Here is a 24,888-nt window from a genome sequence, read left to right as displayed (position 1 = left end):
CCGATGGTTGACCGTATCGGCCATCCGTTCGTCCGGCCGGAGTTGCTGGCGCAGGCGCTGACCCATCGCAGCGCCGGCGCTCCGCACAACGAGCGGTTGGAGTTCCTCGGCGACGCGCTGGTCAACCTGTTCGCGGCAGAGGCCCTTTACGCGCGCTGGCCGCGGGCCGACGAAGGCGCGTTGACCCGTGCACGCGCCGAGCTCGTCCGCGAGTCGGCGCTGGCACCGATCGGCCGGGCGCTGGAACTGGGCGGACGCCTGACCCTCGGCCCCGGGGAAATGAAATCCGGTGGCCACCGTCGCGACTCGATCCTGGCCGACGCGGTCGAGGCCGTGGTGGCCGCGATCTACCTTGACGCCGGTTTCGAGGCCTGCCGCGCCGTGGTCCTGCCATGGTTCACCGCCGCGATGGACGCGCTTCCACCACCGCACAAGGTCGGCAAGGACGCCAAGACCCGCTTGCAGGAATGGCTGCAGGGTCGGCAGAAACCGTTGCCGGTGTACGACCTGGTCGCCGAGAGCGGCGAGGACCACGCCAAGACCTTCCGGGTCAGCTGCACGCTGGCCATGCCAGCGCTGGTCACCGAGGGTGAAGGCAACTCGCGCCGCAGCGCCGAGCAGGCCGCCGCCGAGGCGATGCTGGCGGCCATCGAAGCGCTCTGAGCGGCGGGTACCGGGTACAAGAACCCCGGTACAGGCGCACACCGCATAAGTACCCCCGACCAGCCCTGCAAAACCTACAATCCCCCCCCATGAACCCATCACACCGCAGTGGCCACGTCGCCGTCATCGGTCGGCCCAACGTCGGAAAGTCGACCCTGACCAACGCGCTGGTCGGGGCCAAGATCAGCATCGTCTCGCCGCGCCCGCAGACCACCCGCCACCGTCTGCTCGGCATCGCCACGGTCGACGGCGGCCAGTTGCTGCTGGTCGATACCCCGGGCCTGCACCGCGACCAGGGCAAGTCGACCGCGACCGCGATGCACCGCTGGATGAACCGTGCCGCCCGCGGCGCGCTGGAGGGCATCGACGCGGCCATGCTGGTGGTGCGCGCCGGCCAGTGGGACGAAGCGGATGATTTCGCCTACCAGGCACTGCGCCACGTCGGCGTGCCGGTGGTGCTGGTGGTCAACCAGGTCGACCGGCTCAAGGACAAGACCGTGCTGCTGCCGTACCTGGCCCAGGTCAGCGAGGGCCGCGAGTTCGCCGGCGTGCACCCGATCTCCGCACTCAAGCGCAAGGGGCTCGAAGCGTTGACCAAGGAGGTCCTGGCACTGCTGCCCGAGCAGCCCGCGCTGTACGCCGAGGACGAGATCACCGACAAGAGCCAGCGCTTTCTCGCCGGTGAACTGGTGCGCGAGCAGCTGATGCGCCAGCTTGGCGAGGAGCTCCCGTACGCGACCACGGTCGAGATCGAGCGCTTCATTGTCGACGGTGCGTTGCTGCGGATAGGCGCGGTGATATGGGTCGAACGCGACGGCCAGAAATCGATCGTGATCGGCAAGGGCGGCGAGCGCCTGCGCGAGATCGGCACCAAGGCGCGACAGCAGATGGAGCGACTGTTCGACTCCAAGGTGTTCCTGGAAACCTGGGTGCGCGTGCGCGAAGGCTGGTCGGACGACGAAGCCGCGCTGCGCACGTTCGGGTACCACGATTAGGCGCCGATGCGCCTGGACAGCGAGCCAGCGTTCGTCCTCCATGCCCGTGCCTGGCGCGAGACCAGCCTGCTGGTCGAGGTGTTGAGCGCGAACCACGGCCGTGTCGGATTGCTGGCGCGCGGTCTTCGTGGACCGCGGAGCCACCCGCTACGCGCCGCGCTGCAGCCATTGCAATCGATCCGCTTCGATGCGGTGCAACGTGGCGAACTGGCTCAGCTGCGCGCGGCTGAAGCGCTCGACGCCGCCCCGCGACTGGCCGGCGACGCGATGATGGCCGGCTTCTACCTCAACGAGCTGGCCCTGCGCCTGACCCAACGCGACGACCCGCAACCCGACCTCTTCACAGCCTATGCGCGCACCCGCGAGCGCCTGCGTGCCGGGGAGCCGCTGGCGTGGACGCTGCGCAGGTTCGAGCGCGACCTGCTGGACGCGCTGGGGCTGGGGTTCGAGTGGAACGTCGATGGCGATGGCGAACCGATCGACCCGGCCGCGCGTTATCGACTCGATCCCGAACACGGCCCGCGGCGCGTGCTCAGCGACCGCGGCCAGGCGGATCGCAGCGGCGCGGCGACCGGACGTGGCTTGATCGACCTCGGTGCCGACCGGCAACCGGCCGATGTCGACCTGCCGGGCCTGCGCCGGGTGTTGCGCAGCGTGCTCGCGCATCACCTGGGTGCGCGCGGGCTGAAGTCGTGGGAGATGCTTGCCGGGTTGAAGACGCCGGGGTCCGGCCTCGTCAGGGATCAGGAGTAGTCGGGCTTGCCGTCGTTGTTGCCTGACCGTTCGACGATGTCGAGCGCGGCCCGATCGAAGCATTCCAGCACATCGGTGGCATCGGGTTGTGATTGCAGCGCCCGTACGGTGTCGGCCAGTCGTGCGGCACCTACGAAACCGCAACTTGCGCGCAACTTGTGCAGTTCGGCCTGCACCGAGTCGCGGTCGCCACTGCGGGCAGCCGCGAGGATTCGCTCGCGGGTCTGTGGCAACTCGGCGATGAACAACTGGCGCAGGATCGCGACATGCGCCTGGTTGCCGTTGAGCGCCGCGGTGGCCGCGACGTCATCCCATGTCGGTTGCGTGTCGGCGACGGTGCCCATCGACTCCGTCGGCGCCCCGAGGCCCAGCGCGTGCCGTACCGCCCACTGGACCGCGGATGCGGGCATCGGCTTGATCAGGACGTCGCGAAAGCCGGCGGCCAACAGCGTACCGCGCACCTCGGCGTCGTTCGATGCGGTATGCGCCAGCGCCATGGCGTCCGGTTGCTCCAGGCGCGCCCGTGCCAACAGGTCGCGGCCGTCGCCGTCGGGCAGGTTGGCATCGAACATCCACAGGTCGTAGTGCCTGCCGCCGAGCAGGGCGAGCGCGCCGGCGAGGCTGTCGGCGGCGTCGACCTCGGCCGGGATCGCCTGCAGCGCGGCGGTCAGGAACGCGCGACTGGTCGGGTCATCCTCGACCAGCAGGATGCGTGGCGGGCTTTGGGGCGAGGCCGGCGGGTCGGGCAGTGTTTTCATCGGAAGATGCGTCCGGGCTCGTTATGCTGCATCGATGTCGCGCCTGATTTTACGCTTGCTGCCGTCGTCCGCGTTGTTCGCATGCCTGATGCTGGCCGGGGTCGGGCAGGCGTTCGCGGCGCCGCGTTCGGCGACGGCGCGCATCGAGCGGGTGACCACCGCGGTCGCCACGCTGCACGATGTCCGGGTCGACCTTGCATGGCCTTCGGGCATGCCGCAGGGCGAACTTCGCCTGCAGGCACGCTTGGTCGATGCGCCGGATCTCGGGTACCGGTTCCGCGATCTCGACTGGCGCTGCCCATTGCTGCGGGACGCCAGCGGCGCGTGGCAGTGCGCGGGCGAGCTGCGCAGTGGCGGCGAGCGCATGCGGTTGTCGGTCGAGCTGGGTGTCGCGACCACCGAGGCAAGCCTCGTGCACGGCGCGAGCCGGATCGAACTGCATCGCAATGCCACCACTCCCGATGCAACCCATATCGACCTGACGCGGGTGCCACTGGCGTGGACCCAGGCGCTGCTGTCGAAGGCATGGGAGGCAAGCCGAATCACCGGCGGCACGTTCGATGCTGCCTTGACGATCACCGCGGCCACGGACGAGCCGATCCGTGTTGCCGGTCCGCTGCGCATCGCTGCGGCATCGTTCGACACCCCCGACGGCACCATTGCGGGCGCCAACCTCGGTGCACGACTCGACGTCGATGCGCGGTTGGGCGAGCGCGACCGGTTCACCATCGATGGCCAACTGCTTGGTGGCGAAGTGCTGTTCGGGACAACCTATGTGTCGTTGCAGGAGCGTCCGGTCGAATTGCACCTGTCGGGCCTCCAGGACGGGCAGGGCTGGACGCTCCCGCGCATCGGCTGGAATGACCGGGGCATCCTCGCGGTCGAAGGCAGCGCCGCGATCGGCCCGCAGGCCGAACTTCGCGCGCTCGACCTGCAACTGCACGCGTCCGACCTCGCGCCAATGTCGGCGGCCTATCTGAGCGGTTGGCTCGGATTGGCGGGACTGGGCGATCTGGCGATCGGTGGCGCCGCCGACGCGACCGTGCGGATCAGTGACGGGGAGCTCGACGATGGACTCCTGCGCCTGCACCAGGTCCGGCTGGACGATCCGCGCGGGCGCTTCGCCTTCAACGGCATCGATGGCGACCTGGCGTTTTCGGGGGCGGCGCCGGTGTCCAGCGAACTGCGTTGGCAGGGTGGCGACCTTTACGGGCTGGCGTTCGGACCGAGCCGCCTGCCGTTCCGCAGCGCCGCGGGCGTGCTGCAGCTGGCGGATGCGGTCGAGTTGTCATTGCTCGGCGGGGCCGCACGTTTCGACCACCTGCAAATCCGCCCGCCGGGTGGCGATGAATCCATGGACGTGCGCTTCGGCCTGACCCTGGAGCGACTTGATGTGGCCCAACTGTCGGAGGCGCTGGATTGGCCCGCCTTCACCGGTGAACTCAGCGGCACGATTCCCGAAGCGCGCTATGCCGACGATCGCGTCCAGTTCGATGGCGGGTTGGCAATGCAACTGTTCGGCGGCGAGGTCGAGGTTACCCAGTTGTCGATGGAGCGCCCGTTCGGGGTGTTGCCGACGCTGTCGGCCGACGTCACGTTCGACGACATCGACCTGGCCGCACTGACTGGCGCATTCGACTTCGGCAGCATCAGCGGCAAGCTCGATGGCCGTATCGCCGACCTGCGCCTGGTCAACTGGCAGCCGGTCGCGTTCGACGCTCGGCTCGACACCGATCGACATTCCGGCGTGCGCCAGCGGATCAGCCAGCGCGCCGTGCAGGACCTCACCAGCGTCGGCAACGCGTCGATCGTCGGCAGCCTGCAGTCGCAGTTGATCGGGTTTTTCGACGACTTCGGCTACTCGCGGATCGGCATCGCCTGCCGTCTGTCGGACGAGGTCTGCACGATGGACGGGCTTGGTTCAGCGGGCGAGGGCTTTATTATCGTCGAAGGGTCCGGACTGCCGCGGTTGACGGTGGTCGGGTACAACCGCCGGGTCGATTGGCCGACGCTGGTCGAGCGGCTCGCGGCGGTCGGCAAGGGTGACGTGAAGCCGGTGGTCGAATGACCGGCCGCGCAGCTTCCCGTCCTGCAAATTTCAGTCTTGAACAAGGGAGAAGTCGGATGCGTCGTTGGATGGGAGTTCCGGTCGCCGCCGTGATGGTCACGGCCTGCGTCACGATCAACGTGTATTTCCCGGCCGCGGAGGCGAGGGAGGCGGCCCGTCAGTTCGTCGACAAGGTGATCGGCGAGGAGCCGCAGCCGTCGACGCCGGTCGAGGATGGCCAAGGCGGTCCTAGCGCGATGCTGGAGCCGGTGACGTTGCGTCAGCTGGCGTCGCGGGTCGATCTGTATTCGCTGGTGGGCATCGGCAGTGCGCATGCGCAGTCGCCGGATATCTCGATCAAGACGCCGGCCATCCAGGCGATCCAGGCGCGGATGGCGTCGCGGTTCAATTCGACCCTGCGGGCGGGCTTCGATGCGGGTGCGTTGGGGTTCGCCAGTGACGGCACGATCGTGGTGCGCGATGCGTCGAAGCTGGAGTTGAGGGATCGGGTGAAGATCCAGCAGGCGGTGGCCGAAGACAATCGTGACCGCAATGCGGTGTACCGCGAGGTGGCGGTGGCCAATGGGCACCCGGAGTGGGAGTCGCAGATCCGCGAGGTGTTCGCCAAGCAGTGGATTGCGAGCGCGCGTAGTGGTTGGTGGTACCAGAGTGGTGGTGGGTGGAAGCAGAAGTAGTAGGCCGCTCGTTGCTTCAACGGCAGCAACAGAAGTAGCCGCAAACGGCAAAGGCAACGGCAGAGCGGGTCGGGCGGGTTTCTCGACTTCGGGCGGGAGCGCCGCCCTGTCCGGGTGCTGCCACTCGGTTCGGGCGGCCTTCCATGGCCGCACTCACCGCCGTGCGCCATCCATGGCGCACTCTCCGCAGCACCCGGACAGGACGCCGCTTCGCGGCCAGAGTGGCGGATTCCGTGTATTGGAGTTCTGGAACCAACCGCAGAACGCTCGTGTCGATGCGACGTCCTCTGTTGTAGGAGCGACGTAAGTCGCGACGCTCTGAACCCGTGAGGCATCGAGGAAATCGCGACTTACGTCGCTCCTACCCGCGGCCCGCCTCAGGGCAGGATGCCCTGATGAAGGGCTGGAGTAATCCCCCGGTGGCCGCCTCCTGCGCGAGGAACCCACCAGACATCCTGCGAGCCACTCCCATGGGGCACACGGCCCGCCTCTGCGACAATACGCGGCCCTGAATAACCGTGTGTTGCCCGTGGCCCGAATCGACAAGACCCCGTTTGAAGCCGAAATCACCGGCATGACCCACGACGGCCGCGGCGTGGCCCGCCGGGCGTCGAAGGAGCCCGGCGAGGCCGGCAAGGCGGTGTTCGTCGCCGGTGCGCTGCCGGGCGAGCGGGTGATGGCGGTGCAGACCGGTCGCCATCGGAGCTTCGACGAAGCGCGGACGGTCGAAGTGTTGCATGCAGCGCCGGAGCGGGTTGAACCGCGCTGTGCGCATTTCGGAGTGTGCGCTGGCTGCGCGCTGCAACATTACGCCGAGGACAAGCAGATCCTCGCCAAGCAGAAGGTGTTGCTGGAAAACCTCGAGCGCATCGGCCACGTCACCCCCGAGCGCGTGCTGGAACCGCTGGTCGACGCGGCCTGGGGATACCGGCGCAAGGGGCGGTTTTCCGTGCGCCGGGTCGAGAAGAAGGACAAGACCCTGGTCGGTTTCCGCGAGACCGATCCGCGTTTCGTTGCAGACATCGCGCGCTGCCACACGGTGATCCCGCAGATCGGCGAGAAGGTCGAGGCGCTGGGTGCGCTGGTCGATGGGCTGGAGGCGCGCCGCGACATTCCGCAGATCGAGTTCATCGCGGGCGATCCGACCGGCGAATTCAGCGGGATTGCACTGACCATCCGCCACCTCGCCCCGCTGTCGGAGGTCGACCGCGGCGCACTGGTCGCGTTCGGCCAGCAACACGGTTTCGCGATCTTCCTGCAGCCCGGCGGCCTCGACAGCGTGCATCCGCTGTGGCCGGAGGACGCGAAGCTGGCGTTCGCGCTGCCGCAATGGAACCTCGAGTTTGTTTTCCGCCCGCTCGACTTCATCCAGGTCAACGCCGGACTCAACGGCAAGATGATCGCCGACGCGATCGAGCTGCTCGATGCCGATCCCGACGACCGCGTGCTCGACCTGTTCTGCGGTCTCGGCAACTTCACCCTGCCGCTGGCGCGCTCGGTGCGCGAGGTGGTCGGCGTCGAAGGCGAGGCGGGGCTGGTCCAGCGGGCGCGCGAGAACGCGGTGCACAACGGCATCGCCAACGTGCAGTTCCACGCCGCCGACCTGGCCAAGGATCTTGGTGGCCAATCGTGGATGCGCGAAGGCTTCGACAAACTGCTGCTCGACCCGCCGCGCTCGGGCGCCGATTTCGTGCTGGCGCACCTGCCGCTCAAGCAGTTCAAGCGGATCGTCTACGTCAGTTGCCACCCGGCCTCGCTGGCGCGCGATGCCGGCTATCTGGTCAATGAAAGGGGCTGGAAGTTGCGTGCGGCCGGGGTAATGGACATGTTCCCGCACACTGCGCACGTGGAATCGATCGCGATGTTCGAACGGGGCTGAGGCGAAACCATGGCCATCGAGATCGAACGCAAGTTCCTCGTCAGCTCCGACGCCTGGCGCACCGCCGCGCACCGGGTCGTGCCGATGGCGCAGGGTTACCTCAATGACCTCGCGGCCATGGACACAGGCGCCATGAAGGCCTCGGTGCGCGTGCGCATCGCCGGTGACGCCGCCTTCCTCAACCTCAAGTCACGCGAGCTTGGCCATACCCGGCAGGAGTTCGATTACCCGATCCCGGTCGAAGATGCCCGCGCGTTGCTGGCGTTGAGCGTCGGTGGGTTGGTCGACAAGCGCCGCCATTACGTCGAGTTCGAAGGGCACCTGTGGGAGGTCGACGAGTTCCTCGGCGACAACGCCGGGCTGGTGGTGGCGGAGATCGAGTTGGGCAGCGCCGACGAGGCGTTCGCCCGGCCTGGATGGCTCGGCGCCGAAGTCACCGACGAATCACGGTATTACAACATCGCCCTGGCGACGCGGCCGTATGCGCAGTGGAGCGCGGCGGAGCGGTAGGCCTTGGCTTGGGCCTTTCGTAGGAGCGGCTTCAGCCGCGATCTGGAGTGGGCGCGGGCGCACGATTGTCCGATCGCGGCTGAAGCCGCTCCTACAAGAAACCGTCCTCGCGCCATCACCCGCCATCTGCGCGACAATGCGGGTCCGTTTCCGTGCCTCCACCGGGAGTCCACCCATGCTCGTGATCGGCGTCGCCGGCACCGAACTCACCGCGCAGGAGCGCGACTGGCTGCAGCACGATGGCTGCGCCGGCGTGATCCTGTTCACCCGCAATTTCGCGTCGAAGGCGCAGGTCGCCGACCTGTCGCAGGCGATCCGCGAGGCCGCGCCGCGTCCGCAACTGGTCTGCGTCGACCAGGAGGGCGGCCGGGTCCAGCGCTTCCGCGAGGGCTACAGCGCGTTGCCTCCGCTGGAAGGGTTCGGCAGGCAATACGCCCGGGATCCCGCCACCGCGCTCAAGCTGGCGGAAGAGCACGCCTGGTTGATGGCCAGCGAGGTCAAGGCCAGCGGCGTCGATCTCAGCTTCGCCCCGGTGGTCGACCTGGGTCGCGGCAACCGCGCGATCGGAAATCGCGCCTTTTCCGAAGACCCACAGGTGGTCGCCGAGTTCACCCGCGCCTACGTGCGCGGCATGCATGCGGCGGGGATGGCGGCCACGCTCAAGCATTTCCCGGGCCATGGCTCGGTGCTGGAAGACACCCATTTCGATGACGCGGTCGACCCGCGACCGCTCGACGAGATCCGCGCGCTCGACCTGGTGCCGTTCGTCGCCGGCATCGAGGCCAAGGCCGACGCGGTGATGATGGCGCACGTGGTCTACCCGGCGGTCGCGCCGGAGCCGGCGGGCTATTCGAAGCGCTGGATCGAGGACATCCTGCGCACGGAGATGGGCTTCCGCGGCGTGGTCTTCAGCGACGACATCGGCATGGCCGCGGCGTTCTCCGCCGGCGGCATCAAGCAGCGTGTCGATTTGCACCTCGACGCCGGCTGCGACGTGGTGCTGGTATGCCACCCGGAGCTGGTCGAGGAGTCGCTGAAAGCCGTGGAGGGCCGCGCGCTCAACACGATGGCGCTGGCCGGCCTGATCGGTCGCGGCCCGATGGGCTGGGACGGACTGCTGGCCGACAATCGCTACGGCGACAGTCGCGGTCGGCTGGAGGGCATGGCCTGATGGGCGACCTGCAGGCCGCACTGGCCAATTCGGAAGTCATCCACGACCGCGGCAGCCTGGAGACCGCCATCGCGGGCATGGCCGCCAACATCGCCGACGACTACGCCGGCAGCGTGCCGGTCTACCTGACCGTGATGCATGGCGGCATGCCGTTTGCCGCGCAACTGGCGTTCGCGCTGGGCGAGCGCGGGCTCGACCTGGAGTTCGACTACCTGCACGCGACCCGCTACCGCGGTGCCACCTCCGGCGGCGAGCTGACCTGGAAACACCGCCCGGCGACCCCGCTGCCAGGCCGGCGGGTGTTGCTGGTCGACGACATCCTCGACGAGGGCCACACCATGGCCGGCATCGTCGCCTGGTGCCGCGGGCAGGGCGCCGCCGACGTGCGCATCGCCGCGCTGGCGGTGAAGGTCCACGACCGCTGCGTCGAGGGCATGCGCGCCGACTACGCCGGCGTCGAGGTGCCGGACCGCTATGTGTTCGGCTACGGCATGGACTACCACGAGCAAGGCCGCAACCTGCCGGCGATCTACGCGCTGAAGTGACGGCCTGACTGTAGGAGCGGCTTCAGCCGCGATCTGAAGTCGGCGCGGGCGAAAGCCATCCGAACGCGGCTGAAGCCGCTCCTACAAGAGCAGGAGGCATGACATGAGTACTGAAACCAGCTCCATCGCGCTGGCCGTCATCGGGGGGACCGGTCTCTACCAGTTGGCCGAACTGGAGGACGTCGAAACCCACCAGCCGGTGACCCACTTCGGCGCGCCGTCCGGGCCGATCCGCGTGGGCACGCTCGATGGGCAGCGCATCGCATTCCTGGCCCGCCACGGCGAGGGCCATTCCCTGCCGCCGCACCAGATCAACTACCGCGCCAACCTCGCCGCGTTGCAGGCGACCGGCGCGCAACGCGTGCTCGCGCTCAATACCGTCGGCGGCATCACCGAACGCTTCGGTCCGCGCGTTCTCGGTTGTCCCGACCAGCTCATCGACTACACCTGGGGCCGCATCTCGACGATCTGCGAGGAGCCCGGCAGCGAAGTCCTCCACGTCGACTTCGGCGAGCCCTACACCCGCTCGCTACGCGCCGCGGTCATCGGCGCCGCGGCCGATGCCGGTGTCGCCCTGGTCGATGGCGGTTGCTACGGCGCGACCCAGGGCCCGCGGCTGGAAACCCGCGCCGAAATCGCGCGGATGCGGCGCGACGGCTGCGACCTGGTGGGCATGACCGGCATGCCCGAAGCCGGCCTCGCGCGCGAGATGGGACTTGATTACGCATGCCTCGCGATCGTCGCCAACTGGGCCGCTGGTGCCGGCCCGGAGCCCGACGAGGTGATCACCCTGCAGGACGTGCTCGACAACGTCGCGGCGGCCTCGTCCGGCCTGCCGTCGCTGCTCCGTGCGCTGTTGAGGCTCGAAATTGCGGACTAAACACACCAACGCGATTGTCAAGCGACCGTTCAGTTTGCATACTCGGGCCGCGTCCGGCCTTTCCCCCGCACCGCGACGCGACAATGAATCCAGCATGAGGTTTTCCAGAAAATGACGTACGGCACCGTGAAATGGTTCAACGACGCGAAAGGCTTCGGCTTCATTTCGCCCGAAGATGGCAGCGCGGATGTGTTCGCACATTTTTCCGCGATCAACTCCAAGGGCTTCCGCAGCCTGCAGGAAGGCCAGCGTGTCAGCTACGAGCTGACCCAGGGCCCGAAGGGCGCGCAGGCGTCCGACATCACGCCGGTCGAGTGATCCGCCGGCAGGGTTGAAGAGCCCCGCTCCGGCGGGGCTTTTTTTATGTCTCGACCGGGCAGCGCCCTGCATCGTGCGCCGGTGCTAGATTCGTGTCGGGAATCCATGCGGAGCCGGCCATGAACCCGCCGCAGAACGAGAACCCGGGCTTCGAGACACCGCGTTTCGAAACCCACAGTGTCGAAAACCAGCCGCCCGACTTTGCGCCGCGCGACCTGTGGGAAGACGACATCGTCCTGCGCGAGGCGATGCAACGTGAGGGCGCCGGGGAATTCGCAGGGCGAGTAGCGACCTACGGCGCGCTGGCTGGCAGCGTCCTGTACGAGCTGTCCTTCGACGCCCACCGTGATCGCCCGAGACTGCGCAGCCACGACGCGCATGGCCATCGCATCGACCGGGTCGAATTCCACCCGAGTTACCACGCACTGATGCAGGCGGCGATCGAACATGGCGTCGCCGGCCTGAGCTGGCACGAGCCTGCACCCGGCGCTCACGTGGCCCGCGCAGCCCTGAGCTATCTGCATCACCAGGTCGAGCCCGGCACCAGTTGCCCGCTGACCATGACCCACGCCGCGGTACCGGTATTGCGGCGTGAGCCAGGGCTGGCGGATTGGGCGGACAAGGCCGCGGTGCCGCATTACGATCCGCGCGAAGTGCCGATCGCCGACAAGCGCGGCGTCACCCTCGGCATGGGCATGACCGAGAAGCAGGGCGGCAGCGATGTCCGTGCAAACACCACCACCGCGACACCGCTCGCGGATGACGGCGAGTACAGCCTGGTCGGCCACAAGTGGTTCTTCTCCGCACCGATGAGCGATGGCTTCCTGGTCCTGGCGCAGGCACCCGGAGGGCTGACCTGCCTGCTGATGCCCCGCCACCTGCCCGATGGCCGGAAGAACCCGTTCCGGCTGGTCCGGCTGAAGGACAAGCTCGGTGACTGGTCCAACGCCTCGTCCGAGGTCGAGTTCTGCGGCGCCTGGGCCCGGCGCATCGGCGAAGAGGGACGCGGCATCGCGACCATCCTTGAGATGGTGATGCTGACCCGGCTGGACTGCATGCTCGGTGCCGCCGCGCAGGTGCGGATGGCGCTGGCCCATGCGATCCACCATTGCCGCCACCGTCGCGCATTCGGCAAGCCGCTGGCGGAGCACCCGCTGATGCGCAACCTGCTGGCCGACCTCGCGGTCGAAGCGGAGGCGGCGCTGGCGTTGTCGATGCGCGTGGCGCGCGCGGTCGATGCGGCTCCGCGTGATCCGGTCGAGGCGTCGCTGGCGCGGGTCGCGACCGCCGTCGGCAAGTACTGGCTGTGCCGGCGCGCACCTGCCTTCGTCAACGAGGCGCAGGAATGCCTCGGCGGAAACGGCTACATCGAGGAGTCGATCCTGCCGCGCCTGTATCGCCAGGCACCGCTCAACTCGATCTGGGAGGGCAGTGGCAACATCCAGTGCCTGGACGTGTTGCGCGCGCTGGCGAAGGAGCCAGGGACCGGCGAGGCGCTGTGGGCGGTGCTGCAGGATGCCGGCAACGGCCACCCCGACCATGCGGCCGCGATCGAGCGCCTGCGCGGGCCGTTGCATGGCGAGTCGCGTATCGATGAAGCCGGTGCGCGCCGTTTCGTCGAATCCCTGGCGCTGGCATTGCAAGGCAGCGTGCTGCTGGCCGCGGGCAGTCCGACGGCCGACATGTTCTGCCGCTCGCGGTTGGGTGGCGTACATGGGCTCGCGATGGGAACCTTGTCGTCCGACCTGCCGTCCGACGACATGATCGAACGGGCGTTGCCGCCCGCGGGCTGACGCTCAGTCCAGGAACTGCAGCTTCGCCAGCTCCGCGTACAGGCCGCCCTCGGCCAGCAACTGCGCGTGCGTGCCCTCGGCGACGATCCGGCCGCGATCCATCACCACGATCCGGTCGGCCTTCAGCACGGTTGCGAGCCGGTGCGCAATGACCAGCGTGGTTCGGCCTTCCATCAGGGTTTCAAGCGCCTGCTGCACCGCGCGCTCACTTTGCGCATCGAGCGCGCTGGTGGCCTCGTCGAGCAGCAGGATCGGTGCGTCCTTCAGCAATGCACGGGCGATCGCGATGCGCTGCTGCTGCCCGCCGGACAGGCGTGCGCCGCGTTCGCCCAGTTCGGTGTCGAGACCTTGCGGCAACGCGTCGATGAAGTCCGTCGCGTGGGCGGCCCGGACTGCCGCACCCACTTCGGCGTCGGTGGCTTCGAGCCGGCCGTAGCGGATGTTGTCGCGGGCACTGGTGGCGAAGATCGTCGCCTGTTGCGGGACGAGTGCGATGGCGTCGCGCAGGTCGGCGAGGGCGAGCGAACGGATGTCGTTGCCGTCAACCCGGAGCGTGCCCGTCTGCGGATCGTGGAAACGCAGCAGCAGTGAGAACACGGTGCTCTTGCCGGCGCCCGAAGGGCCGACCAGCGCGACGGTCTCGCCCGGGGCGACCCGCAGGTCGAAAGTGTCCAGCGCGGGCAGCTCGGGGCGCAGCGGGTAGTGGAAGGTGACGCCATCGAAATGCAGGTCGCCGCGCACCGGCGCGGCCAGTGGTTGCGGCCGGTCCGGCGCTTCCACGGTGGGCGCCTCGACCAGCAGCTCGGTGATCCGGCCCATGCCGCCGGCGGCACGCTGGAGTTCGTTCCAGACCTCGGCCAGCGCGCCTACCGAGCCGCCACCGATCAGCGCGTACAGCACGAACTGGCCGAGTGCGCCGGCGCTCATCCGGCCGTCGACCACGTCGTGCGCCCCGGACCACAGCACCAGCGTGATGGCACCGAATACCAGCACGATGGCGACCGCGGTGACCCAGGCTTGGGCGCGGATGCGCTTGCGGGCGGTGGCCACGGCGACCTTGAGTGCCTCGACGAATCGGCCCAGTTCGTAGGGTTCGCGCGCATGCGCCTGCACCGTGCGCACCGCGCCGAGGGTCTCGTTGGCCAGCGCATTGGCGTCGGCGACCCGGTCCTGGCTGTCACGCGAAATTTTCTGCAGGCGGCGCCCGCCCAGCACGATCGGCAACACCGCCAGCGGGATGCCGATCAACGCATAGGCGGCCAGGTGCGGGCTGGTCACGAACAGCATCACGATGCTGCCGACGAAGGTCACCGTGCTGCGCAGCGCCACCGACATGCTGGTGGCGATCACGCCGCGCAACAGTTCGGCATCGGCGGTCAGCCGCGACACCAGCTCGCCACTGCGGTTGCGGTCGTGGAAGCCGGCATCGAGGTCGATCAGGTGGGAGTACAACTGCCCGCGCAAGTCGGCCACCACCCGTTCGCCGAGCAGGGAAACGAAATAGAACCGTGCCGCGGTCGCCAGCGCGAGCGCCACGGCGACGATGAACAGCAACACGAATGCGCGATCGATCGCGCTGCCACCGCCCTGGCTGAAGCCCTGGTCGATCATGATCCGGAACGCGAACGGCAGGCTCAGGGTGGCGGTCGAGGAGCAGGCCAGCGCCAGCAGCCAGGCCACGAACAAGCCGTTGTGCCGGCGCACGAACGGCCACAGGGTGCGCAGGCTGCCGATCGGGGCCTTGGCGGGCGAGGGCGTGGGGTTCTCGGATTCGGACGGTGCGGTCATCGCGCCATTGTCCGTCATCCGTCCCGGTGCGTCGCGTCCGCGGGGTGTCGATACCCGCGGATCAGCCCCGCGGAGACGTCACGATCGCCCGGTCGCGGGTCGCGTCGCGCAACTGGATCCGCAGGGCGTCCAGTTGTTCGGCAGGCAAGCACAGTCGCAGGTGTGCGCCGGCGGCGTCGAATCGCTCGTCGAGCTTGTAGGCACCATGTGCGGCGACGGTCGCATGCACCGCGCCGGTATCGGCGAAACCGTAGGCTACGGTGCATTCGACCAGTTCGACCAGTTCCCGCCGTGGCGCGGTGCGCAGGCACTCCGCCGCGCAGCCGCCGTAGGCACGGACCAGGCCGCCGGCTCCCAGCTTGATGCCTCCGTACCAGCGGGTGACCACGACCACGACCTGGTCGAATCCCTGGCCGTCGATCGCGGCGAGGATCGGCCGGCCCGCGGTCCCGGCGGGTTCGCCGTCGTCGCTGGAGCGATAGAGCCCGCCGATGCGGTAGGCCCAGCAGTTGTGGGTGGCGTCGACGGTGCCGACCTCGGCGACGAACGCCAATGCCGCCTCGGGCGACTCGACCGGCCCGGCCAGCGCGAGGAAGCGGCTGTGCTTGATCTCGATCTCGTGGCTGGCGCGCTGGGCGAGGGTGGTGCCGCTCATCGTTCCGGAGGGGTTTCGGCGGTGATCGCGATCGCCAGCACGTCGTCGGGCAACGCCAATGCCGGATGCGCCTCGCGCAACGCGTCGAGGCTGGCGCGCGCGCTGCCCAGGTCGCCGCTGTCGCGCCGCTGGCGGATGCGTTCGATCCAGTCGACCGGATCGAGCAGGCGGTCACTGTCGACCGGGACATCGGCGATGGTGATCGTGCGCTGGTGGGCATCGATATCGATGCTGAAACCGGCCTGTGCATCGTCGGCGGCCCACTTGGCGGCGGCGGTGTCGGTGGCTTCGCGCTGCATCGCCGCAGCCTTGGAATCCGCCTGCGGACGTGCCCGCGCCGCGGCAGCGGGCCTGTTCACCGCCGCTGCCGTCGTGTCCATCACCGGTACGGGAGGAGCCGGCGGCACGGGAGGGGGAGGTGGTGCAGGTGCAGGTGCAGGCTCAGGGGGAGCAGCCGGAGGGGCCGGGAGAGCGGCAACCTCGGGCGCGCTGACCGGCGACGGATCATCGAACACCACGGGTGGCGACGGCCGCGGCGCAGGCGGTGGAAGCATGCGCAGCCGCGGCTCGGACGATTGCGCAGGTGCCGCAATGTCCGTTGCCCGGGGCTCGGCGGGGCGGGGGAGGCCGCGTTCCGACACGGGCGCCTCCGCCACTGCCGCCGTCGGACGGACCATTGCACTGGACGGCATCTCGTCGCGCTCGACCGGCGCCTCGTGCACCGGCCGCAGCTGCCACACCACGCCGACTGCCAGCGCCAGCGTCGCCGCGATACCGACCAGCGCGGGCCAGCGCGGACGTGAGCGTGGTGGACCGGCCTTGCGGCCCGCGGCCGTATGCGCGGCACCGAGGATCCGCGCGTCCAGCTCGGCCGACGGCGTCGCGCGCGGGGCGATGCGGCCCACCCGCTCGGCCAACTCGCGCTCTTCGGGCGTCAACGGATCCGGTCGTTGGTTGGTCATGGATTCAACCCCGCGCGCAGTTTGTCCATCGCGTAGCGCAGGCGCGACTTGACGGTTTCCCGGCCGCTGCCGGTGATCGCGCCGATTTCCTCGAGGCTCAGCTCCTGCTCCAGCCGCAACAGCACCACCACGCGTTGCTCGTCGGGCAGCTCGTCGATTGCGCGCTGCAACTGGCGGCGCTGCTCGAATTCCGACAACTCGTGCTCGGGATTGGACGGATCGGGCTGGCGGTTGGCGCTATCCTCGCCGTCGACCGGTGCGGGCGGCCGATGCTTGAGTGCGCGCCAGTGGTCGTTCAGGCGATTGTGGGCGATCCGGAACAGCCAGGTCCGGAAGGCGGCTTCGGGTTTCCACCCGTCGCGGGCGCCGATGACCCGTTGCCACACGTCCTGGAAGAATTCGTCGGCCATCGACGGATCGCGCAGTTGGCGCAGCAGGAACCGGTACAACGGGCTCCTGTGGCGTGCGTAGAGCAGCTCGAACGCGGTCGCGTCGCCCCCCGCCCAGGCCAGCATCAGCATTTCATCGCTCGAGTCGACGGCGCCATTCATTGGCAGCAGGGTACGGGCTGGCGCGGGCGGCGAAAAGCCATCGGACCACGGCCGGGGCAGGCGCGCTATCCTGCGCGGGGACACGGGGGACGGCAGCGGGTGCAGAAGGCAAGCGCAAAGATGGGCAGCGCGCACAACGTGGCTGGCATGGCCGGCAATCCCGACGTGCCCGCTGCGCTGGTCGCGGAGTTGCGCGATGCGCGCGCGCGCGTCGAATCGCTGGAAAAGTCCGAGCGATTGCAGCAGGCCCTGTACGAAATCGCCGACCTCGCCGGTTCCGACCTCGAGATGGACGAGATGCTGCAGCGCCTGCACGCGGTCGTGGCCGGGCTGATGTACGCGGAGAACTTCTACATCGTGTTGTTCGACGATGTACGCGACAGCTACCGCTTCCTCTACTTCGCCGATCGCCTCGACCCGTACGTGGCCGAGCCGGAGCGCGAGATCCTCGCCGAGGAGTCGCCCACCAGCCTGACCCTCGCCCTGCTGCACCATGGCGAGCCGGTACGCGGATCGTCGGACGAAGTGCGCAGGCAACTGTCGGTCGGGCGTGATGACCGGCACGGCCCCGACAGCGAGGACTGGCTCGGCGTGCCGATGCGCCGCGACGACCGGGTGTGCGGCGCGATCGTGGTGCAGAGCTACGACCGTCCCGACAGTTTCGGCGACGAGGAGCGCGCGCTGTTGGCGTTCGTCGCCCAGCACATCCTGACCGCGCTGGACCGCCACCAGGCCCGCGAGGAACTGGAGCTGCGGGTCGAGGAGCGGACCCAGGCCCTGCAGCAGAGCAACCGCGACCTGCAGAGCGAGATCGTCGAGCGCCAGCGCGCGGAACGCCTGCAACGGGCACTGTTCCGCATCGCCGAGCTGTCGATCACCTCCGAGACCCTGGAGCGCTTCTACGCCCAGGTCCACGACGTGGTCGGCGAGCTGCTCTACGCCCGCAATTTCTACATCGCGCTGTTGTCGGACGATGGCGAGCGGCTGGAGTTCCCGTACTCGATCGACGAGCGCGACGCCGCCCGTGTCACCCGCCGGCTCGGCGCGGGCATGACCGAGTACGTGATCTCCAGCGGCCGCCCGGTGCTGGCCGATCGCCGGCGCATCGCCGAGCTGGAGGCACAGGGCCACTGGCGCAGCCACGGCAGCCTGTCGCATTGCTGGCTTGGCGTGCCGTTGTTCCGCAACGAAGCGGTGGTCGGGGTCATCGCGGTGCAGAGCTATTCCAACGCGATCAACTTCAGCGCGCGCGACCAGGACCTGCTCACCTTCGTCGCCCATCACATCAGCATCGGGCTGGCGCGCAAGCAGGGCCAGGACCGGCTCATCGCCGCCCACGTCGAGCTCGAACACCGGGTCGAGTCGCGCACCCGGGAACTGGCGATGGCCAATGCCGAATTGCTCGAGCAGATCGGCGAGCGACTGCGGGCCGAGCAGAAACTGACCCACCAGGCGCGGCATGACGCGCTGACCGGCCTGCCCAACCGTTCGCAGTTGCTCGACCGGCTCAGCGCCGCGATCAGCAATGCGCGGACCAACGCGCGGCACAGCTCGATGGGCGAGGCGTCGCGGGTATTCGCGGTGCTGTTCCTCGACCTCGACCGGTTCAAACTGGTCAACGACAGCGTCGGCCATTCCGCCGGCGACGACCTGCTGGTCGAGGCCGGCCGGCGGATCGTCGCCACCGTGCGCGACGGCGATACCGTGGCGCGCCTCGGCGGTGACGAATTCGCCATCCTGGTCGAGGACATCGACGGCCTGTACGTGGCCGAGGAACTGGCCCAGCGGATCCTCAACGCACTCGGGCAGCCGTGCTGGGTCGCGGGGCGCGAGGTGTTCCCGTCGGCCAGCCTCGGCATCGCCCTGTGGCACCCGCGCTACCACACCGGTGCCGAACTGCTGCGCGATGCCGATGCGGCGATGTACCGGGCCAAGGCATCCGGCCGCGACCGTTGCGCGGTATTCGACGAGGCGATGCGTGAGCAGGCCTTGCAGATCCTCGACCTGGAGGCCGACCTGCGTCGCGCGATCAACGGCGACAGTTTCATTGCCCATTACCAGCCGATCGTACGGCTCGGCGACAACGTGGTGATCGGCCACGAAGCATTGCTGCGCTGGCGCCACCAGACGCGCGGCCTGCTGAGCCCGGGCGAGTTCATCGGGGTCGGCGAGGACAACGGGCTGATCGAGGAAGTCGACTGGCTGATGTACGCGCAGGTGATCTCGCGGCTGTCGGTCGAGGGCACCGGTTACATATCGATCAACGTCTCGCCCCGGCACTTCCGCACCGATGATTTCGCCGACCGCCTGCTGCGCCTGATCAACGCCGCCGGCGCCGACCCGCGACGGTTGCGCATCGAGATCACCGAGGTCGCCCTGCTCGACGACGTGCCGCGTGCACTGCGTACGCTGGAGATGCTGCGCAGCCATGGAGTGCTGGCGCAGCTGGACGACTTCGGCACCGGCTACTCGGCGTTGTCGTACCTGCACCGGTTCCCGATCGAGTGCCTGAAGATCGACCGCAGCTTCGTCGCCGGCCTGACCGGGGACAGCAAGAACGAAAGCATCGCGGTGGTGCGGGCGATCCAGGCATTGGCCGGTGCGCTCGGGATCTACACCATCGGCGAAGGGATCGAGAGCGACGAGCAGCGCGCGTTGCTGCGTGAGCTCGGCTGCGACTATGGCCAGGGTTACCTGCTCGGCCGGCCGGCCGAGCAGATGTCGCCGGCGATTCCCCAGGCCGTCAATCGCTGACGAGCGCACCGGCGTCCCGGTCGTCGCTGCGTTCGCCATTGCTGTCGTCCTTCCCGTCAACCAGCAGGCGTGCCTGTTCGACCAGGTCGACGAATTCCGCGCGGCGCGGATCCACGCGGTCGCTTCCGGTCGGTCGCCCGGCGGCGAGGATGCCGTCCCAGCCCCAGCCGTCGGTGCGCGCACCCCCCCGGAGCGCATCGGCGAAACCGGCGACCGCGGCCGTGAACCGCAACGAGTCGCTGGCGCGCGGGCGCAGGTCGGAATGCAGGATCGGGGTCTCGACCAAGCGGCTATGGTCGCTGCCGGGCTGCTTGTAGCGCAAGCGCAGGTGGGCGACCTCATCGCTTTTGGTGGCACGCGGCTGGTCGGCGCCATAACGCAGGGGCGGTAGCCGCGTTTCACCCGAATCCACCGGGGTGATCTCGTACAGCGCGGTCACCTCGTGGCCCGCGCCGATCTCGCCGGCGTCGACCTTGTCGTTGGCGAAGTCCTCGTTGCGCAGGACGCGGTTCTCGTACCCGATCAGCCGGTACTCGGCGACCAGCGCCGGATTGAATTCGACCTGGATCTTGACGTCGCTGGCGATCGTCAGCAACGTCGAACCCATTGCTTCTACCAGCACCCGCCGCGCCTCCAGCGCGCTGTCGATATAGGCGTGGTTGCCGTTGCCCAGGTCGGCCAGGCGCTCGGCCAGCGCGTCGTTGTAGTTGCCGCTGCCGAAGCCCAGCGTGGTCAGCGCGATGCCGCTCCTGCGCTGATCGGCGACCAGCGTTTCCAGCGCGCCCTGGTCGACCGTGCCGACGTTGAAGTCGCCATCGGTCGCCAGCAGGATGCGGTTGACGCCGCCGTCGACATAGCCCTGCCGTGCCATGTCGTAGGCCAGCTGGATGCCGGCGCCGCCATTGGTGCTGCCTCCGGCCTGCAACTGGCCGAGTGCCGCGAGGATCTCACCCTGGCGATCGCCCGGCGTCGGCGGCAGCACCAGCCCTGCGGAACCGGCGTAGACCACGATCGAGATCGTGTCCTGCGGCCGCAATTGCCGCACCAGCATGCCCATCGCGCGCTTGAGCAGCGGCAGCTTGTCGGCCGAGTGCATCGAACCCGAGGTGTCGACCAGCAGCACCAGGTTGGCCGGGGGCAGTGCCTGGCGCGGAACGTCGTAGCCTTTGATGCCGATCATCAGCAGTTGCCGGCCTGCGTTCCACGGCGCCGGTGCCAGCTCGGTGCTGACCCGGAACGGAACCTCGCGCGACGTCGGTGCAGGGTGGCCGTGGTCGAAGTAGTTGATGAATTCCTCGGCGCGCACCGCATCGGCCGGCGGGCGCACACCATCGACCAGCATGCGGCGCACGTTGGCGTAGCTGCCGGTGTCGACGTCGATGGAGAAGGTGGACACCGGTTGGTCCGAGGCGCGGTGGACGGGGTTGTCGTCGAAGTCGGCGTAGTTCTCGGTGTTGGTCGGCGCGGCGACCGGCGGCCGGTACCAGTGGCTCGCGTCCGCGACGATCGAACGGGCCATGGCTTGCGGCGCGTACATCACCGGTGCCGGCGGGGCGGGTGGGGCAACGAGCTTGGCCTGGCGCGCGGTCGTCGCCAGGTCTTCCCGGGCGACGGCTGCTTCGCGGGTCGAGTTGCAGGCGGTCACGGCAAGGCCGGCGACCAGCGCGGCCGCGAGGGTGGCGACGCGCGCGGTGGAAAGCGAGTGGTATCGATGCATGGCGGAAGCCTCGTGGGTCGGTACCGATGGCAAACGCATGTCGGTCCGGAACGGGGTTGCCGCCAATCGATGGCAGGCGCGATCAGCGGTCGCGGATCACCAGCAGCCGTTGCTCGGTCATGTCCTCGATCGCGTAGCGCAGGCCTTCACGGCCGAGTCCGGACGCCTTCACCCCGCCATAGGGCATGTTGTCGACCCGGAAACTCGGGATGTCGCCAACCACCACTCCGCCGACGTCGAGCCGGTCCCAGGCCCGCATCGCGTGGTCCAGGCGCGCGGTGAACACACCGGCCTGCAGGCCGAACTCGCTGTCGTTGACCGCGGCGAGGGCGTCGTCGAAATCCTCGAACGGTTCGATGAAGGCAACCGGGCCGAACGCCTCCTGGCGATAGAGATCGGTGTCATGCGGCACCTTCTCCAGCAGCCACGCCGGCAGCATGTTGCCCTCGCGCTCGCCACCGGCGAGCTTCTTCGCGCCCGCCTTGCGCGCCTTGGCAATCCAGCCCTCGACGCGCTTGGCGGCATCCTCGTCGATCATCGGGCCTATGAAGGTCTTCTCGTCGCGCGGGTCGCCCATGCGCAGCTTGCCGACGGCGGCCTTGAGCTTGCGCCGCAGGGCGTCGTGGATGTCGACGTGGGCATAGATGCGCTGCACGCCGATGCAGCTCTGGCCGCTCTGGTAATAGGAGCCCGAGACCAGTCGCTTGACCACCTCGTCGAGCCCCACACCCGGGTCGGCATCGACGATGCAGGCGGCGTTGCCGCCCAGCTCCAGCACGACCTTCTTGCGCCCGGCCCGGGCCTTGAGGTCCCAGCCGATCAGGCCGCCGGTGAAACTCAGCAGCGCAATGCGCTCGTCCTCGACCAGCTGCGAGGCGTCGTCGTTGGAGCAGGTGACCACCGAGAACGCGCCCTTCGGCAGGTCGGTCTCGGCCAGGATCTCGGCGATGATCAAGGCCCCGATCGGAGTCTTCAATGCCGGCTTGAGCACGAACGGGCAACCGGCCGCGATCGCCGGCGCGACCTTGTGTGCGACCAGGTTGAGCGGGAAGTTGAACGGCGTGATCAGGCTGCACACGCCGACCGGCACGCGCTTGACCATGCCGCGGTAGCCGACCGTGCGTTCGGATATCTGCAACTCCAGCACTTCGCCGCCGATGCGGGTCGCCTCGCCGGCGGCGATGCGGAACGTGTCGATCAGCCGGGTGACTTCGCCGCGGGCGTCGGCGATCGGCTTTCCGGCCTCGATGCACAGGGCCAGTGCGAGTTCCTCGTGGCGCTCTTCGAAGCGGCGCACGCAATGCTCCAGAACCTTGCGACGGGCGCTGGGCGGAAACGCGGCCATCGTCTCGCGCGCCTTGTACGCCGCGGTGATCGCCTTGCCGACTGCCCGGGCGTCGGCCATCGCGACCCGGGTGACGCGCTTGCCGTTGTACTTGTCGAACACTTCCAAGTCGGTGTTGGCCGCGACCGCCTTGTTGGCGAGGTAGTAGGGATAGGTTTTCTTCAGGGTGGCCACTGTTCTCTCTCCCGGTTTGCGTTCGATTGGGCTCTTGTAGGAGCGGCTTCAGCCGCGATCGGATGGTTGATCGCTCGCGCCGGTTCCCGATCGCGGCTGAAGCCGCTCCTACAAAAGCCCGTGGCTAGGGGCTGCTCTGGAGTGCCGCGCTCAGCCGCGGGATCTCCTCGTTGAGGATGCGGTCGTCGTCGCTGTAGTCGATCGGCACCTCGATCAGGTCGATGCCGGGGCGCGCGATCGCCTTGCGCAGCAGCGGCAGGAACTCCGCCGTCGACGCGGGACGATGCCCGCGCGCGCCGTAACTCTCCGCGTAGCTGACGAAGTCGGGGTTGGACACGTCCATGCCGTAATCGGGGTAGTCCTCGTGCTGCTGCTTCCACTTGATCATGCCGAACGCGTTGTCGTTGAGCAGCAGCACGGTGAGGTCGATGCCCAGCCGCACCGCGGTTTCCAGCTCCTGCGAATTCATCATGAAGCCGCCGTCGCCGCAGACCGCCAGCACGTTGCGGTCCGGATGTACGATGCGCGCCGCGATCGTCGAGGGCAGGCCGGCGCCCATCGTCGCCAGCGCGTTGTCGAGCAGCAGGGTGTTGGGCAGGCGGCAGCGGTAGTTGCGCGCGAACCACAGTTTGTACAGGCCGTTGTCGAGGCAGACGATGTCGTCGTCGCCCATCGCGCGGCGCACGTCGGCGACCAGGCGCGGGCCGGTCAACGGAAAACGGTCGTCCGCGGCGCGCGCGTCGATGTTCGCGGCCAGCGCCTCGCGCACGCGATCGAAGAACCCGAAGTCCCAGTGCGGCTGCGGCGTCAGCGCCTCGCCCAGCTGCCACACCGCGTTGGCGATGTCGCCGACCACCTCGATCTGCGGGAAGTACACCGCGTCGACCTCGGCACCCTCGTAGTTGACGTGGATGACCTTGCGCTTGCCCTCGCGCATGAAGAACGGCGGCTTCTCGATGACGTCGTGGCCGATGTTGACGATGCAGTCGGCGGCGTCGATCGCGCGGTGCACGAAGTCGTGGTCCGACAGCGCGGCGCAGCCGAGCCACAGCGGGTGGTCCTCGTCGAGCACGCCCTTGCCCATCTGGGTGGTGAAGAACGGAATGCCGAGCTTGTCGATGAACGCGCGCAGGCAGTTGGCGGTGGTCTGGCGGTTGGCGCCGGCGCCGATCATCAGCAACGGGTGGCGCGCGTCGGCGATCGTGCGGGCGGCATGGGCGATCGCCTTGGACTCGGCGACCGGGCGGCGCGAATACGACGCCGGCAGCAGGCGGGCGTCGGTCGGGTCGCCGGCGATGTCCTGCGGCAGTTCCAGGTGGACCGCGCCCGGTCGTTCCATCTGCGCGCGCCGGAACGCCTCGCGCACGCGCGCCGGGATGCTGCCGGCGGAGACGATCTGACGCGTGTACTTGGTCAGCGGCCGCATGGTGTCGACCACGTCGATGATCTGGAAGTGGCCCTGCTTGCTGGTCTTGATCGGCTTCTGGCCGGTGATCATCAGCATCGGCATCGCGCCGAGCTGGGCGTAGGCCGCAGCGGTCACCAGGTTGGTCGCGCCGGGGCCGAGCGTCGACAGGCAGACCCCGGCGCGGCCGGTCAGGCGGCCGCAGGTCGCGGCCATGAAACCGGCGGCCTGTTCGTGGCGGGTCAGCAACAGTTTGATCGACGAAGTGCGCAGGGATTCGAGGAGGTCGAGGTTCTCCTCGCCGGGGATGCCGAAGATGTACTCGACGCCTTCGGCTTCGAGCGCGGCGACGAACAGGTCGGACGCCTTCGCCATGCGTGCCTCCTTGGTGCGACTGGATTGCGCAGTCTGAACGGGATCACGTTAGCGCAGGGCGACGACGGAACGCTTGTTCTGTAGGAGCGGCTTCAGCCGCGATCGGGAGTCGGCGCGAGCGACCGGTGTCGGATCGCGGCTGAAGCCGCTCCTAC

21 protein-coding genes are annotated in these 24,888 nt (G+C 68.6%); 13 read left to right on the top strand and 8 right to left on the bottom strand.

Features of this window, described 5'->3' with window-relative positions:
* Positions 1-3 precede the first annotated feature (3 nt).
* The 3 genes from rnc to recO all read left to right on the top strand — a co-directional run bounded on the left by rnc (position 4) and on the right by recO (position 2,411).
* Positions 4-663, top strand: a complete 660-nt coding sequence (gene rnc, locus ACT9F5_RS04225) for a ribonuclease III (protein WP_445118671.1) — start codon at positions 4-6, stop codon at positions 661-663.
* A gap of 89 nt (positions 664-752) precedes the next feature.
* Positions 753-1,658, top strand: a complete 906-nt coding sequence (era, locus tag ACT9F5_RS04220) for a GTPase Era (RefSeq protein WP_445118670.1) — start codon at positions 753-755, stop codon at positions 1,656-1,658.
* 6 nt (positions 1,659-1,664) lie between these two features.
* Positions 1,665-2,411: a DNA repair protein RecO gene (recO, locus tag ACT9F5_RS04215; RefSeq protein ID WP_445118669.1), complete on the top strand. Its 747-nt coding sequence runs from the start codon at positions 1,665-1,667 to the stop codon at positions 2,409-2,411.
* Here the strand turns inward: recO and ACT9F5_RS04210 are convergent.
* The gene (locus ACT9F5_RS04210; protein WP_445118668.1) at positions 2,402-3,169 is read right to left on the bottom strand and encodes a response regulator; all 768 of its coding nucleotides are present in this window, start codon (positions 3,167-3,169) and stop codon (positions 2,402-2,404) included. The genes recO and ACT9F5_RS04210 overlap by 10 nt on opposite strands.
* Positions 3,170-3,203: 34 nt before the next feature.
* Between ACT9F5_RS04210 and ACT9F5_RS04205 the strand changes: the two genes are divergently transcribed.
* The 9 genes from ACT9F5_RS04205 (at position 3,204) to ACT9F5_RS04165 (ending at position 13,007) form a co-directional block, all read left to right on the top strand.
* Positions 3,204-5,237 carry a hypothetical protein gene (locus tag ACT9F5_RS04205; protein ID WP_445118667.1) on the top strand — a complete coding sequence of 678 codons (2,034 nt, stop codon included), beginning with the start codon at positions 3,204-3,206 and terminating at the stop codon, positions 5,235-5,237.
* Positions 5,238-5,293: 56 nt separating this feature from the next.
* Positions 5,294-5,911 carry a DUF1318 domain-containing protein gene (locus tag ACT9F5_RS04200; RefSeq protein WP_445118666.1) on the top strand — a complete coding sequence of 206 codons (618 nt, stop codon included), beginning with the start codon at positions 5,294-5,296 and terminating at the stop codon, positions 5,909-5,911.
* 520 nt (positions 5,912-6,431) lie between these two features.
* Positions 6,432-7,790: a 23S rRNA (uracil(1939)-C(5))-methyltransferase RlmD gene (rlmD, locus tag ACT9F5_RS04195; protein WP_445118665.1), complete on the top strand. Its 1,359-nt coding sequence runs from the start codon at positions 6,432-6,434 to the stop codon at positions 7,788-7,790.
* A gap of 9 nt (positions 7,791-7,799) precedes the next feature.
* Positions 7,800-8,300, top strand: a complete 501-nt coding sequence (locus ACT9F5_RS04190) for a CYTH domain-containing protein (protein WP_445118664.1) — start codon at positions 7,800-7,802, stop codon at positions 8,298-8,300.
* 175 nt (positions 8,301-8,475) lie between these two features.
* On the top strand, positions 8,476-9,471 hold the full coding sequence (gene nagZ, locus ACT9F5_RS04185) for a beta-N-acetylhexosaminidase (protein ID WP_445118663.1): 996 nt from the start codon (positions 8,476-8,478) through the stop codon (positions 9,469-9,471).
* Positions 9,471-10,016, top strand: a complete 546-nt coding sequence (locus ACT9F5_RS04180) for a hypoxanthine-guanine phosphoribosyltransferase (protein ID WP_445118662.1) — start codon at positions 9,471-9,473, stop codon at positions 10,014-10,016. Before nagZ ends, ACT9F5_RS04180 begins: the two co-directional genes overlap by 1 nt.
* Positions 10,017-10,119: 103 nt before the next feature.
* The gene (locus ACT9F5_RS04175) at positions 10,120-10,896 is read left to right on the top strand and encodes an S-methyl-5'-thioinosine phosphorylase (RefSeq protein ID WP_445118661.1); all 777 of its coding nucleotides are present in this window, start codon (positions 10,120-10,122) and stop codon (positions 10,894-10,896) included.
* Between the two features lie 111 nt (positions 10,897-11,007).
* Complete coding sequence (locus ACT9F5_RS04170) at positions 11,008-11,214, top strand: cold-shock protein (RefSeq protein ID WP_332615109.1); 207 nt, start codon at positions 11,008-11,010, stop codon at positions 11,212-11,214.
* A 119-nt stretch (positions 11,215-11,333) separates the two neighbouring features.
* Positions 11,334-13,007, top strand: a complete 1,674-nt coding sequence (locus tag ACT9F5_RS04165) for an acyl-CoA dehydrogenase family protein (protein WP_445118660.1) — start codon at positions 11,334-11,336, stop codon at positions 13,005-13,007.
* A 3-nt stretch (positions 13,008-13,010) separates the two neighbouring features.
* On the opposite strand, the gene ACT9F5_RS04160 is transcribed toward ACT9F5_RS04165, so the two are convergent.
* From ACT9F5_RS04160 to ACT9F5_RS04145, 4 genes are all read right to left on the bottom strand, one after another.
* Entirely contained in the window at positions 13,011-14,795 is a 1,785-nt protein-coding gene (locus ACT9F5_RS04160) for an ABC transporter transmembrane domain-containing protein (RefSeq protein WP_445118659.1), read from the bottom strand.
* A 61-nt stretch (positions 14,796-14,856) separates the two neighbouring features.
* On the bottom strand, positions 14,857-15,450 hold the full coding sequence (locus ACT9F5_RS04155; RefSeq protein WP_445118658.1) for a YigZ family protein: 594 nt from the start codon (positions 15,448-15,450) through the stop codon (positions 14,857-14,859).
* Positions 15,447-16,412 carry a hypothetical protein gene (locus tag ACT9F5_RS04150; protein ID WP_445118657.1) on the bottom strand — a complete coding sequence of 322 codons (966 nt, stop codon included), beginning with the start codon at positions 16,410-16,412 and terminating at the stop codon, positions 15,447-15,449. The genes ACT9F5_RS04155 and ACT9F5_RS04150 overlap by 4 nt, the downstream gene beginning before the upstream one ends.
* Complete coding sequence (locus ACT9F5_RS04145) at positions 16,409-16,963, bottom strand: RNA polymerase sigma factor (protein ID WP_445118656.1); 555 nt, start codon at positions 16,961-16,963, stop codon at positions 16,409-16,411. Before ACT9F5_RS04145 ends, ACT9F5_RS04150 begins: the two co-directional genes overlap by 4 nt.
* Before the next feature lie 147 nt (positions 16,964-17,110).
* Here ACT9F5_RS04145 and ACT9F5_RS04140 point away from each other — a divergent pair, with 147 nt between their 5' ends.
* Positions 17,111-19,717: an EAL domain-containing protein gene (locus ACT9F5_RS04140; RefSeq protein ID WP_445118655.1), complete on the top strand. Its 2,607-nt coding sequence runs from the start codon at positions 17,111-17,113 to the stop codon at positions 19,715-19,717.
* Here ACT9F5_RS04140 and ACT9F5_RS04135 read toward each other — a convergent pair.
* From ACT9F5_RS04135 to ACT9F5_RS04125, 3 genes are all read right to left on the bottom strand, one after another.
* On the bottom strand, positions 19,707-21,434 hold the full coding sequence (locus tag ACT9F5_RS04135) for a YfbK domain-containing protein (RefSeq protein ID WP_445118654.1): 1,728 nt from the start codon (positions 21,432-21,434) through the stop codon (positions 19,707-19,709). The two genes, ACT9F5_RS04140 and ACT9F5_RS04135, sit on opposite strands and share 11 nt — an antisense overlap.
* An 82-nt stretch (positions 21,435-21,516) precedes the next feature.
* Positions 21,517-22,953: an aldehyde dehydrogenase family protein gene (locus tag ACT9F5_RS04130; RefSeq protein ID WP_445118653.1), complete on the bottom strand. Its 1,437-nt coding sequence runs from the start codon at positions 22,951-22,953 to the stop codon at positions 21,517-21,519.
* A 124-nt stretch (positions 22,954-23,077) separates the two neighbouring features.
* The gene (locus ACT9F5_RS04125; RefSeq protein WP_445118652.1) at positions 23,078-24,733 is read right to left on the bottom strand and encodes an acetolactate synthase large subunit; all 1,656 of its coding nucleotides are present in this window, start codon (positions 24,731-24,733) and stop codon (positions 23,078-23,080) included.
* Positions 24,734-24,888 lie beyond the last annotated feature (155 nt).

The sequence above is a fragment of the Lysobacter sp. F6437 genome (genome assembly GCF_052547215.1).
The sequence above is the reverse complement of the archived record's forward strand: the minus strand, read 5'-3'. Positions and strand labels throughout refer to the sequence as shown.